Annotated in this window: 10 protein-coding genes and 1 pseudogene; 5 read left to right on the top strand and 6 right to left on the bottom strand. The window is 68.2% G+C overall.

Features of this window, described 5'->3' with window-relative positions:
* The 3 genes from leuS to holA form a co-directional block, all read left to right on the top strand.
* Positions 1-1,805 (top strand): leucine--tRNA ligase (gene leuS, locus VJ655_RS15570; protein WP_324112618.1); only part of this gene is annotated, 1,805 nt, incomplete at its 5' end.
* A 20-nt stretch (positions 1,806-1,825) separates the two neighbouring features.
* Positions 1,826-2,326: an LPS assembly lipoprotein LptE gene (lptE, locus tag VJ655_RS15565; RefSeq protein WP_324112620.1), complete on the top strand. Its 501-nt coding sequence runs from the start codon at positions 1,826-1,828 to the stop codon at positions 2,324-2,326.
* 79 nt (positions 2,327-2,405) lie between these two features.
* A complete protein-coding gene (gene holA / locus VJ655_RS15560) occupies positions 2,406-3,458 on the top strand; it encodes a DNA polymerase III subunit delta (protein ID WP_324112616.1) in 1,053 nt (350 codons plus the stop codon).
* Positions 3,459-3,772: 314 nt separating this feature from the next.
* On the opposite strand, the gene VJ655_RS15555 is transcribed toward holA, so the two are convergent.
* The 6 genes and pseudogenes from VJ655_RS15555 to VJ655_RS15530 all read right to left on the bottom strand — a co-directional run bounded on the left by VJ655_RS15555 (position 3,773) and on the right by VJ655_RS15530 (position 9,800).
* Positions 3,773-4,687, bottom strand: coding sequence for a ParB/RepB/Spo0J family partition protein (locus tag VJ655_RS15555; RefSeq protein WP_324112614.1), 915 nt, complete (start codon positions 4,685-4,687; stop codon positions 3,773-3,775).
* 57 nt (positions 4,688-4,744) lie between these two features.
* Entirely contained in the window at positions 4,745-5,548 is an 804-nt protein-coding gene (locus tag VJ655_RS15550) for a ParA family protein (protein ID WP_324112612.1), read from the bottom strand.
* Complete coding sequence (gene rsmG / locus VJ655_RS15545; protein ID WP_324112610.1) at positions 5,538-6,182, bottom strand: 16S rRNA (guanine(527)-N(7))-methyltransferase RsmG; 645 nt, start codon at positions 6,180-6,182, stop codon at positions 5,538-5,540. Before rsmG ends, VJ655_RS15550 begins: the two co-directional genes overlap by 11 nt.
* A complete protein-coding gene (gene mnmG / locus VJ655_RS15540; RefSeq protein WP_324112608.1) occupies positions 6,172-8,043 on the bottom strand; it encodes a tRNA uridine-5-carboxymethylaminomethyl(34) synthesis enzyme MnmG in 1,872 nt (623 codons plus the stop codon). The genes rsmG and mnmG overlap by 11 nt, the downstream gene beginning before the upstream one ends.
* A 168-nt stretch (positions 8,044-8,211) precedes the next feature.
* Positions 8,212-9,568 (bottom strand): annotated as a pseudogene (gene mnmE / locus VJ655_RS15535) (tRNA uridine-5-carboxymethylaminomethyl(34) synthesis GTPase MnmE); the annotation flags it as partial.
* Positions 9,555-9,800: a DUF6489 family protein gene (locus VJ655_RS15530; protein ID WP_324112605.1), complete on the bottom strand. Its 246-nt coding sequence runs from the start codon at positions 9,798-9,800 to the stop codon at positions 9,555-9,557. The pseudogene mnmE and the gene VJ655_RS15530, both read right to left, overlap by 14 nt.
* Before the next feature lie 121 nt (positions 9,801-9,921).
* Here VJ655_RS15530 and VJ655_RS15525 point away from each other — a divergent pair, with 121 nt between their 5' ends.
* Both VJ655_RS15525 and VJ655_RS15520 read left to right on the top strand, forming a co-directional pair.
* A complete protein-coding gene (locus tag VJ655_RS15525) occupies positions 9,922-10,617 on the top strand; it encodes a dienelactone hydrolase family protein (protein ID WP_324112603.1) in 696 nt (231 codons plus the stop codon).
* A complete protein-coding gene (locus tag VJ655_RS15520; protein ID WP_324112601.1) occupies positions 10,617-11,582 on the top strand; it encodes a quinone oxidoreductase in 966 nt (321 codons plus the stop codon). The genes VJ655_RS15525 and VJ655_RS15520 overlap by 1 nt, the downstream gene beginning before the upstream one ends.
* Positions 11,583-11,601 lie beyond the last annotated feature (19 nt).

Below are 11,601 nucleotides of genomic sequence, written 5' to 3'. Positions count from 1 at the left end.
CCAGCTTCGTCGGCATCGCGCCCGAGCACCCGCTGGCCGAACGCCTGGGCATCGAGAACCCCGAGGTTCAGCAGTTCATCGCCGACTGCCGCAAGGGCGGCACCTCGGAAGCCGAGATCGAGAGCGCCGAAAAGCTGGGCTACGACACCGGCCTGCGGATCAAGCACCCACTGGACCCGTCGATCACCCTGCCCGTCTGGATCGCCAACTTCATCCTGATGGACTACGGCACGGGCGCGATCTTCGCCTGCCCGGCCCACGACCAGCGCGACCTGGATTTCGCCCGCAAGTACGACCTGCCGGTCAAGCCCGTGGTGCTGCCGAACGGCGAGGACCCGGCGACCTTCCAGGTCGGCAAGGAGGCCTATGTCGGGCCCGGCAAGATCTTCAATTCCGAGTTCCTGGACGGCATGGACGTCGAGACCGCCAAGGCCGAGGCCGTGGCGCGCATCGAGGCGGCCGGCCAGGGCCAGGGCGCGACGGTCTATCGCCTGCGCGACTGGGGCGTCTCGCGCCAGCGCTACTGGGGTTGCCCGATCCCGGTGGTCCACTGCGCCGACTGCGGCGTCGTGCCGGTTCCCGAGGACCAGCTGCCGGTCGCCCTGCCCGAGGACGTCACCTTCGACAAGCCGGGCAACCCCCTGCTGCGCCACCCGACCTGGCGCCACACCACCTGTCCCTCGTGCGGCGGCAAGGCCGAACGCGAGACCGACACGCTGGATACGTTCATCGATAGCAGCTGGTACTTCGCCCGCTTCGCCGACACCCACGCCGCCGAGCCGGTGGGCAAGGATGCGGCCGACCACTGGCTGCCGGTCGACCAGTATATCGGCGGCGTCGAGCACGCGATCCTGCACCTGCTGTACGCCCGCTTCATCACCCGCGCCCTGAAGGACGAGGGCCTGCTGTCGGTCGAGGAGCCGTTCGCGGGCCTGTTCACCCAAGGCATGGTCACCCACGAGGCCTACAAGAACGAGGCCGGCGAATGGGTCGAGCCGTCGGAGGTGGTGATCTCCGCCGAAGGCAATACGCGCTCGGCCAAGCACGCCAAGACCGGCGCGCCGATCGTCATCGGCGACGTCGAGAAGATGTCGAAGTCCAAGAAGAACGTCGTCGCGCCCGAGGACATCTTCGAAGCCTACGGCGTCGATAGCGCCCGCCTGTTCGTGATGTCCGACAGCCCGCCCGAACGCGACGTCCAGTGGACCAATTCGGGCGTCGAGGGTTCGTGGCGCTTCACCCACCGCCTGTGGAACGAGTTCGACAGCCAACCGGCCGGCGACTTCGCCCATGACGACGGCGACGAAGCGGCCCTGGCGCTGCGCAAGGCGGCCCACAAGCTGATCGGCTTCGTGACCGACAGCATCGAGGGCTTCCGCTTCAACAGCGGCGTGGCGCGCCTGTACGAGTTCCTGAACGCCCTGAAGGCGGCCCCGGCTGAGGGCGCCAGCAACGCCGTGCTGGCGGCCCGCGCCGAGGCACTGAACATCCTGGCTCGCCTGGTCGCCCCGTTCACCCCGCACCTGGCCGAAGAGGCCTGGGCCCGCATCGGCGGGGACGGCATGGTCGTCAACGCGCCCTGGCCCAAGGCCGACCCGGCCCTGGCCGCGGACGACGAGCGCGTCCTGCCGATCCAGATCAACGGCAAGCGTCGCGGCGAGATCAAGGTCAAGGCCGGCGCCGCCGAGGACGAGGTCCAGAAAATCGCTCTGGCGGATCCGAACGTCATGGCCCACCTTGAGGGCCTCACGGTCCGCAAGGTGATCGTGGTGAAGGATCGCATCGTCAACATCGTGGCCAACTGAGACCGATGAAACGCTTCCTGATGATCGGCGCTCTGAGACTTTCGCTCGTGGCGCTGTCGACGACGGCTCTTTCGGCCTGTGGCTTCACGCCCCTCTACGCCCGCCCGGGCGTCGAGGGCGACCTGGCCAGCATCGAGACCATCGCGTCCGAAGGCCGTGGCGGCTATCTGCTGCGCGAGCAGCTAGACGACGCTCTGGCCCACCGGCAGGGGACCCCGGCGACCTACAAGCTGGCCTTCGCGGTCAATGAGCAACGCTTCGCGCGCGGCGTTCGCCTGGACAATGTCGCCAACCGCTACGAGCTGCGGATGAGCGTCACTTGGCGGCTGCTGGACGCCAAGTCGGGCTCGGAGGTCCACAAGGGCCTCACCGAGGTGTCGGTGACCTACGACTCGGCCGACCAGCCCTATGCGGCCATCGCGGCCCAGCAGGACGGCCAGGAGCGCGCGGCCACCGAGGCGGCCCGCAAGATCCAGCTGGACATCGCCACCTGGCTGGCGGGCGACAAGAAGAAGGCCTAGAGCGCGTGAAGACGCGCTCTAGGGTCCTGAAGACGGAGCCTGCCTATCGCGTTCAGGCATCTGAACACGGCGGGCTCCAATGATCCTCTCCAAGCGTCCGGACGTCGAACGCTTCCTGAAGGAGCCGACCCCGGACATCCGGGCCGTGGTCCTCTACGGCAAGGATCGAGGCGTCGTGCGCGATCGGGCCAACGCCCTGGCCAAGCGCGTGGTCGAGCGCCCTGACGACCCCTTCGACACCGCCCAACTGACCGAGAGCGACCTCGATGCCGATCCGGCCAAGCTGGAGGATGAGCTTTCCGCCCTGTCGATGATGGGCGGCCGTCGCCTGGTTCGCCTGCGCCTGAGCGGCGAGAAGGCCGGCCCCGACAAGACCGCCGCCGAGGCCGTCACCCGCCACGTCGAGGGCCAGCTCAATCCCGACGCCTTCTTCCTGATCGAGGCCGGGCCCCTGGGCCGCGACTCCCAGCTGCGCAAGGTCGGCGAGAAGGCCAACGGCTGCGCCGTCATCCCCTGCTACGAGGACGAGGCCGGGGACCTGGCCCGCCTGACCCGCGACACCCTGGCCCATGACAAGGTCAGCCTGAACAGCGAGGCCCTGGATCTCTTCGTCTCGCGCCTGCCCAAGGAGCGCGGCGTGGCGCGCGCCGAGATCGAGCGGCTGGCGCTGTTCCTGGGCCCGGGCAGCGGGATCAACGCCACCGCCGCCGACCTGACCGATTTCCTAGGCGTCGAGCCCGAGGCCTCGCTGAGCGACGCGGCCGCCGACGCGTTCGGCGGCAAGATCGGCGCGGCCCAGGCGGCCCTGCGCCGGGCCGCCGCCGAGGGCGAGGGCGGCCCGGCGGCCGTCCGGGCCATGAGCTACTATCTGGGCCGCCTGCGGCGCGTCCTGACCCTGCACAAGAACGGCGTCGACCTGCAGGCCGCCGCCAAGGCCGCCGGTGTCTTCTGGAAGCAGGAGCGCGAGTTCCTGCGTCAGGCCCGGGCCTGGAACCTGGAGGCCATCCTGGAGATCCAGGGCGAGGTGCTGACCGCCGACCGCGCCTGCAAGACCTCCGGCTCACCCGATCAGCTGATCGCCGAGCGCCTGGCGCTGATGATCGCGGGGCGCGCGCGGCGGCTGGGGCTGTAGGGACGCCGCGCATACACCCGCCTTCCTGGGCGCAAGGCCCAGGAAGACGATTTGTGTGTGATCGCGCTGAAGTACACGAGGAGCCGCCCAAAGCCGCCTGAAACACCCTCTTTGCGCGCTTGTGGACGCTTTTCGGGAAACCCTTACAGCACAAGCATTTGCGCCCGAAATCACCGTGCACCGCCCTCGTCTCACGAAAACGGCGCCTCCCGGAGTACGAAGAGGCGCCGTTTCCTGCTCGACAGAGGCGATTTTGAAAGGCCCGAAAATCGGGCGTTCGCACGCTTTTTAGGTGCGCCTGAACAGATCGAAGATCAGACCCCGCGGGTCAGTCGATTGCAGAGGTCGTCGAGCTGCTCGAGCGTCGCATAGCTGATGGTCAGCGACCCGGCTCCGCCGCGATGGTCGATCGAGACGTCCAGGCCCAGCACGGACGAGAGGTCCGCTTCCAGCGCCTGGGTGTCGGTGTCCTTCACCCGGGGCGGGCGGCCGCCCTTGTTCTTGGTCGGGGTCGGATTGGGCGCCTTGCGGGCCAGGGCTTCGGTTTCACGCACCGAAAGTCCGCCGGCGATGATCTGCTTGGCCAGGGCCACCGGATCGGCCGCCGCGGCGATAGCGCGGGCATGACCGGCCGACAGCTCGCCGCTGACCAGGTAGGACTGCACCTCATCCGGTAGGGCCAGCAGACGCATGGTGTTGGCGACGTGGCTGCGGCTCTTGCCGATGGTCTGGGCGATCGCCTCCTGGGTGCGCTCGAACTTCTCCATCAGCACCTTGTAGGAGAGCGCCTCTTCGAGAACGTTCAGGTCGGCGCGCTGGACGTTCTCGATGATGCCGATCTCCAGCACCGCCAGGTCGTCCAGCTCGCGCACCATGATCGGCACGGTGCGGAGGCCCGCGCGCTGGGCCGCGCGCCAACGGCGTTCGCCGGCGACGATCTGGTATTCCCCCGGAGAGTCGGGCGAAGGCCGCACCAGGATCGGCTGCAGCACGCCCTTCTCGCGGATCGAGTTAGACAGGTCCTCCAGATCCTCCTCACGGAAGGTGCGGCGTGGCTGATCGGGATTGCGCTTCAGAATCTCGATCGGCGCCTCGCGCGACCCGGCCGACGCGTCGCCTGGCGCCTGGGCGGGGGCGGACTCGACCTCGCCCAGCAGGGCGGACAGACCACGCCCCAGACCACGACGCCCTTCGGCCATACCCGGCTCTCCCACCACGACGGACTCCATCACAATCTCAGTCAAGCTTAGGTTCGATACTCAGGACTTGAATCAGGCGACCCGAGATCAGGCGGCTTTCGCCTGGCGGTCACGTTCGCGGCTGATCACTTCGCGGGCCAGCTTCAGGTAGGCCTGGCTGCCCGCGCACTTCAGGTCGTACAGCAGCACGGGCTTCCCGAACGACGGCGCCTCCGAAACCCGGACGTTGCGCGGGATCACCGCGTCATAGACCTTGTCGCCAAAGTGCTGGCGAACGTCCTTGGCCACCTGCTCCGACAGGCTGTTGCGGCGGTCGTACATGGTCAGCACCACGCCCTGGATCTCCAGGTGGGGGTTCAGGCTGCCGCGCACGCGCTCGATCGTCCGCATCAGCTGGGTGAGGCCCTCCAGGGCGAAGAACTCGCACTGCAGCGGCACGAACACCGCGTCGGCGGCGGTCATGGCGTTGACCGTCAGCACGTTCAGCGACGGCGGGCAGTCGATCAGCACATAGGTGTAGGGCCCGTTGGCGCGTATGGCCTCCAGGGCGTCGCGCAGGCGGTAGGACCGGCGCGCGGTCTGACCCAGTTCGATCTCGATGCCGGAGAGGTCGGCGTCGGCCGGTATGACGTCCAGCCCGGGCAGCTCGGTCCTCACGGCCGCGTCCACCACAGGCGACTCGCCCATCAGCACGTCATAGAGGGTCGTGCGGCGCTGGGTGCGGCCGATCCCCAGACCCGTCGAGCAGTTGCCCTGCGGATCGGCGTCGATCAGCAGCACCCGCTCCCCGCAGGCCGCCAGGGCCGTGCCGAGGTTGATCGCGGTCGTGGTCTTGCCGACGCCGCCCTTCTGGTTGGCGATGGCCAGGACGCGGAGAGGATTAGCGGACACGGGAAAGCCTCTTCACTTGAACGATCCGACCGCGGGGGTCGCTTTGACTGGGAAGCAAGTCGCTGGCGAACGACCAGGCCTTGCGGGCTTCCGTAAGCTCGGCGGCGACGTCCTGCCCCTTCAGGAAGAGACCGGTCGCGCCCCGATACAGATAGGGTTCGGCGAAGCCGAGAAGCTTGGTCATCGGCGCGCAGGCGCGCGCGGTGACGACGTCGACCCTCAGCTTCAGGTCCTCGGCCCGGACGTTGTGGATCTCGGCCGGCAGGTCCAGGTCCTTGACCACCACCTCGAGGAACCGGCAGCGCTTGGCCATGGATTCGACCAGGTGGACCTTCGCCCCGGCCCTACCCTTCAGGAGTATGGCCAGTACGACGCCGGGCAGGCCGGCTCCCGCGCCCAGATCGGCCCAGGTCAGGGCCTCCGGCGCCAGGGCGAGCAGCTGGGAACTGTCCAGCACGTGGCGGGTCCAATAGGTGGCGATGGTCAGCGGGCCGACGAGGTTCATCACCTCGTTCCATTCGGCGAGCAGATCCTGAAAGCGGGCCAGATCAGCAATCTGGGCGTCGCTGGCGCCAGTCAACGCCTGATAGCCGGCGGCGTCCAGGACAGGGGGGTCGGCGAGATCAGGCTGCACGGCCGCGCCTCACGTGGGCGAGCAGCGCGGTCAGCGCTCCCGGCGTCACGCCCTCGATGCGGGCCGCCTGGCCCAGGGTCAGCGGCCGCACGCGCGCCAGCTTCTCGCGCACCTCGTTCGACAGGCTGCCGATGTCGGCATAGTCCAGGTCGGCGGGCAGGCGCAGGTCCTCGTCCTTGCGCAGCGACTCTGCGTCGGCGCGCTGGCGGTCGAGATAGCCGGCATAGGCCGCTTCGATCTCGATCTGCTCGCGCACATCGGTGTTCCACGTGAAAACCTCGGGCCAGATGCGGCCCAGGTCGTCGAGGGTCACGTCCGGATAGGCCAGCATGGCGAAGATGTCGCGGCGGACGCCGTCGCTATTGACCTTGAACCCAGCCTTCACGGCCTCGTTCGGAGTGAGACTGACAGAACGGGCGAAAGCCCGCGCCGCTTCCAGGCGCGCCTTCTTCTCCGCCCAGGCCCGCGCCCGGCGTTCGCCGACGACGCCCAGCGCGATCCCGCGATCGGTCAGGCGCTGGTCGGCGTTGTCGGCGCGCAGGGTCAGGCGGAACTCGGCCCGGCTGGTGAACATCCGATAGGGCTCGGTGACGCCACGGGTGACCAGATCGTCGATCATCACGCCGATATAGGCCTCGTCGCGCGCGAAGACGGCGGGCTCCCTGCCCTGCTCGGCCAAGGCCGCGTTCAGGCCCGCGACCAGGCCCTGGGCGCCGGCCTCTTCATAGCCCGTGGTGCCGTTGATCTGGCCGGCCAGATACAGGCCCGGCAGACGCTTGGTCTCCAGCGTGGCGTAGAGTTCGCGCGGATCGACATAGTCGTATTCGATCGCATAGCCGTAACGGATGACCTCGACGGCTTCGAGGCCCGGAATGGTGCGCAGGAACAGCAGCTGGGTCTCTTCCGAGACCGAGGTGGAAATGCCGTTCGGATAGACGGTGGGATCGTCCAGCCCCTCGGGCTCCAGGAAGATCTGGTGGCTGGTCTTGTCGGCGAAGCGGACGACCTTGTCCTCGATCGACGGGCAATAGCGCGGGCCGACGCCCGTGGCGCGGCCGCTATAAACCAGGGACTCCCCGATCCGTTCGGCGATGATCCGGTGGGTCTCTTCGGTCGTGAAGGTCACGCCGCAGGCGATCTGCGGGACGTCGATCCGGTCGTTCAAGTAAGAGAACGGAACCGGCTCTTCATCGGCGGCCTGGCTCTCGAGGCGCTCCCAGGCGATCGTCTTGCCGTCCAGCCGCGCGGGCGTGCCCGTCTTCAGGCGGCCCATGTCGAAACCCAGGCCATAGAGGCGATCCGAAAGCCCGATGGCCGGCTGATCGCCGACCCGGCCGGCGGGAATGCGATCCTCGCCGCGATGGATGACCCCCTTCAGGAAGGTGCCGGTGGTCAGGATCACGCGGGGCGCGCGGTATGACCGCCCCTCCCCATCGATCGCGCCGGCGACCCTAGGCTTTCCATTCGGGCCGTCCTCGACGATCAGGTCCTCGACGGCGGCGGCGATGATGTCGAGGTTTTCCGTGGCGGCCAGCTCGGCCTGCATCGCCTCGCGATAGAGCCGGCGGTCGATCTGCGAACGGGGGCCACGAACGGCTGGTCCCTTGGAGCGGTTCAGCATCCGGAACTGGATGCCGGCCTTGTCGGCCATGCGCCCCATGACACCATCCAGGGCGTCGATCTCGCGCACCAGATGGCCCTTGCCCAGACCGCCAATGGCCGGGTTGCAGGACATCTCGCCGATCGTTTCCAGCTTGTGAGTCAGCAGCAGTGTGCGCGCGCCCGCGCGCGCCGAGGCCGCCGCCGCCTCGCAGCCGGCGTGGCCGCCGCCGATGACAATGACATCCCAGGTGCTGGACAACGAACGGGCCTCAATGCGAACGCCCCCGAACGGGCGGGGGCGTTGGACTCGGTTTATACGCCAATCAGGCGAGAGGGTCGATGTGACTCATCGGCGTTTCACGTGAAACACCCCTGCCGCAGCTGTGAGCGCGCTGTGGACGATATGGGGATGGTTCCACGTGAAACATCACTTGCCGATGCAGAAGGTGGAAAAGACCCGCCCCAGCACATCCTCGGGATCAACCCTGCCAGTGATCTTCTCCAGAGCCCGGGCGGCAAGCCGGACGTCTTCGGCCGCCAGCTCGACCTCCAGGCCAACCTCGGAGAGCGCGCGAACGAGATAGCCCCGCGCCTCCCGCAGCCGCTCGGCGTGTCGCAGCCTCGTCGCGGCGGGAAACTCTGCGCCGGAGAGCGCCTCGGCCACGTGGGTCGCCAAGTCATCCCGAACCGCCGCCACGGCCGCGTCGGATCGCGCCGACAGCCTCACGACTCGAAGCCCTCTCTCAGCCCAGGCCTGCTCCGCCTCGTCCAGTAGGGCCGCATCGGCGATGTCGGCCTTATTCAGGATCAGCCAGTCGCCAGACCGGATCGTCGCTTCAAGCTTCACCGTATGTTTCACGTGAAACCCATCGACGACCCAAAGCCTTAGATCGGCTTCTTCAGCCCAGGCTTGGGCGCGGCGGACACCCTCCGCCTCGATGGCGTCCGAGGTCTCGCGGATCCCGGCCGTGTCGGCGACCAGAACCTTGTAACCACCGAGCACCAGCGGAACCTCGATCACGTCTCGCGTCGTCCCCGGCGTGTCCGTGACGATGGCCGCGTCACGCTGGCCCAAGGCGTTCAGCAAGGTGCTCTTGCCCGCGTTCGGCGCGCCGACCAGAGCGATGCGATAGCCATCCCGCACGCGGCGGCCACGGGAGACGTCGGCCAGGGCGGCGTCCAGCTCGGCGCTCAGCACCCGCAGGCCCGGCCGGGCCCGCTCGGCCACTTCCTCGGGTAGGTCCTCGTCGGGAAAGTCGACCGCCGCTTCCAGCATGGCCAGGGACTGGACCAGCAGGTCACGCCACCGCTCATAGCGCTGGCTGAGCGCCCCACCGACCTGACCCAGAGCTTGCCGCCGCTGCGCCTCGGTCTCGGCGTCGATCAGATCCGCGACCCCTTCGGCCTGGGCCAGGTCCAGCTTGCCGTTCTCGAAGGCGCGGCGGGTGAATTCACCGGGCTCGGCCAGGCGCAGGCCCAGGTCCGACAGGGCCGAGAGTACGGCCTCGACCACGGCCCTACCGCCGTGCACGTGAAACTCGGCGCTGTCCTCGCCGGTATAGCTGGCCGGTCCCTCGAACCGCAGGACCAGCGCCTCGTCCAGATCCACACCGTCATGCCGGAGCTTTCGCAACGCCGCCAGACGCGGGGCCGGCGCCCTGCCCGCCAAGGCCGTCACGGCGCGCAGGGTGTCCGGGCCAGAGATCCGGATGACGGCCACCGCCGCGCGTCCCGTCGCCGTGGCGGGCGCGAAGATCGTATCGACCATGATCAGTCGGGCTTGCCGACCGCCGCGCCCGCGGCCGCGGTCATGAGCTTGCGGAACGACTCCTGGGCCCCGGCCCCGAACGCCATCCAATTCTTCATCAGCTCCTCGGGCGCCAGCATGGCCATGTTGGCGTCCATGCGCCCCTGCATCTCCTTGACCAGATGCTCATTCAAGGCGCTGACGTCGGGCAGCCCCAGAAAGGCGCGCGCCTCGACGGGCGTGCAGTCGATCTCGATGGTCATCTTCATGGTGGTTCCCTTCGGTCAGGGCACGATATTGTTATGGGCCTAGCCCGTCGGCGCAGGTTAGAGCGCTTTGGTCGAAAGTCACATTGGTCCCGACGGGGACCTGGAACGACGGAGAGCCCCGATGAGCGAGACCCTCACGATCACCACGCCAGATGGCGACTTCAGCGCCTATGTCGCGCGGCCCAAGGCGGCCTCGGCCCCCGCCATCGTCGTCATCCAGGAAATCTTCGGCGTCAACAAGGTCATGCGCGATATCTGCGATGGCTTGGCCGCCCAGGGTTATGTCGCCATCTGCCCCGACCTGTTCTGGCGGATCGAACCGGGGATCGACATCACCGACCAGTCCGAAGCTGAGTGGAAGCGGGCGTTCGAGCTGTTCAACGCCTTCGACGTCGACGCGGGCGTCAGCGACATCGACGCCACCATCACGGCCGCTCGCAAGCTGTCCGGCGTCAACGGCAAGGTCGGCGCGGTGGGCTATTGCCTCGGTGGGCTGCTGGCCTTCCTGACCGCCACCCGGACCGACGTCGACGCCTCGGTCTCCTACTATGGGGTCGGCATCGAAAAGCACGTGGGCGAGGCGGAAAAGCTGGCCCACCCGCTGTTGATGCACATCGCCGAGAAGGACCAGTTCGTGCCGCCGGAAGCCCAGCAGGTCATCCTGCAGGCGCTGAAGGATCACCCGCAGATCGAGATCCACACCTATGCCGGCCGCGACCACGCCTTCGCGCGCGAGGGCGGGGCTCATTATGACGCGGCGGACGCGGCCAAGGCCAACGGTCGCAGCCTGACCTTCTTCCAGAAGGCCCTCGCTTAATGCTGGCGATCCAGATCTCCCGCACCGGCGGTCCGGAGGTGCTGGAGGCGGTCGAGGCCCCGGTCCCCTCGCCCGCCGCCGGCCAGATCCTGGTGCGCCACGCCGCCGTCGGCCTGAACTATATCGACACCTATCACCGCTCCGGCCTCTATCCGCTGAAGCTGCCCAGCGGCATCGGTCTCGAGGCGGCGGGTGTCGTGGAAGCGGTGGGCGATGGCGTCACCCGCTTCAAGATCGGCGACCGCGTGGCCTATAACGGCACGATGGGCGCCTATGCCGAGGCCGCGGTCGTTCCGGCCGAGCGCGCGGTGAAGGTTCCCGAGGGCGTCAGCCTGGAGACCGCGGCGGCGGTCATGCTGAAAGGCATGACGGCGGAGTTCCTGGTCCGGCGATGTTTCCACGTGAAACAGGGCGATGTGGTTCTGGTCCATGCGGCCGCGGGCGGCGTCGGCCAGATCCTGGTGCAATGGTGCAAGGCCCTGGGTGCGAGCGTCATCGCCACCGTCGGCTCCGGGGCCAAGGCCGCGATCGCCCGTGACCTCGGCGCGGATCACGTCATCGACTACGGCCATGAGGACGTCGTCGCCAAGGTCGCCGAACTGACCGCCGGCCAGGGCGTCGCGGTCGTCTATGACGGCGTGGGCAAGGACACCTGGGCGGGCAGCCTCAAGAGCCTCGCGCGGCGTGGCGTGATGGTCACCTTCGGCAACGCGTCCGGTCCCGTGCCGCCGTTCGCGCCGCTCGAACTGGGCGGCAAGTCGCTGTTCGTGACCCGGCCCAAGCTGTTTGACTATATCGTCACGACCGAAGAGTTGGACGAGAGCGCCGAGGCCCTGTTCGCGGTGATCAGGTCGGGCGCGGTGAAGATCGACATCGGCCAGACCTTCCCGCTGGCCGAGGCCCGGGCGGCGCACGAGGCGCTGGAGGGTCGGCGGACGACTGGCGCGACGGTGTTGATTCCGTGAGCGAAGATGCTCCCCCGCG

Origin of the sequence: Caulobacter sp., from assembly GCF_035254145.1 — a bacterium.
Taxonomy (GTDB): Bacteria; Pseudomonadota; Alphaproteobacteria; order Caulobacterales; family Caulobacteraceae; genus Caulobacter.
Note: the sequence above shows the minus strand (reverse complement) of the source record. Positions and strands in the feature narration are given on the sequence as shown.

Coding starts and splice junctions, on each gene's coding strand:
- holA (WP_324112616.1), top strand. CDS start 2,406: ATGATCCTCTCCAAGCGTCCGGACGTCGAACGCTTCCTGAAGGAGCCG.
- VJ655_RS15555 (WP_324112614.1), bottom strand. CDS start 4,687: ATGGAGTCCGTCGTGGTGGGAGAGCCGGGTATGGCCGAAGGGCGTCGT.
- lptE (WP_324112620.1), top strand. CDS start 1,826: ATGATCGGCGCTCTGAGACTTTCGCTCGTGGCGCTGTCGACGACGGCT.
- VJ655_RS15520 (WP_324112601.1), top strand. CDS start 10,617: ATGCTGGCGATCCAGATCTCCCGCACCGGCGGTCCGGAGGTGCTGGAG.
- VJ655_RS15525 (WP_324112603.1), top strand. CDS start 9,922: ATGAGCGAGACCCTCACGATCACCACGCCAGATGGCGACTTCAGCGCC.
- VJ655_RS15530 (WP_324112605.1), bottom strand. CDS start 9,800: ATGAAGATGACCATCGAGATCGACTGCACGCCCGTCGAGGCGCGCGCC.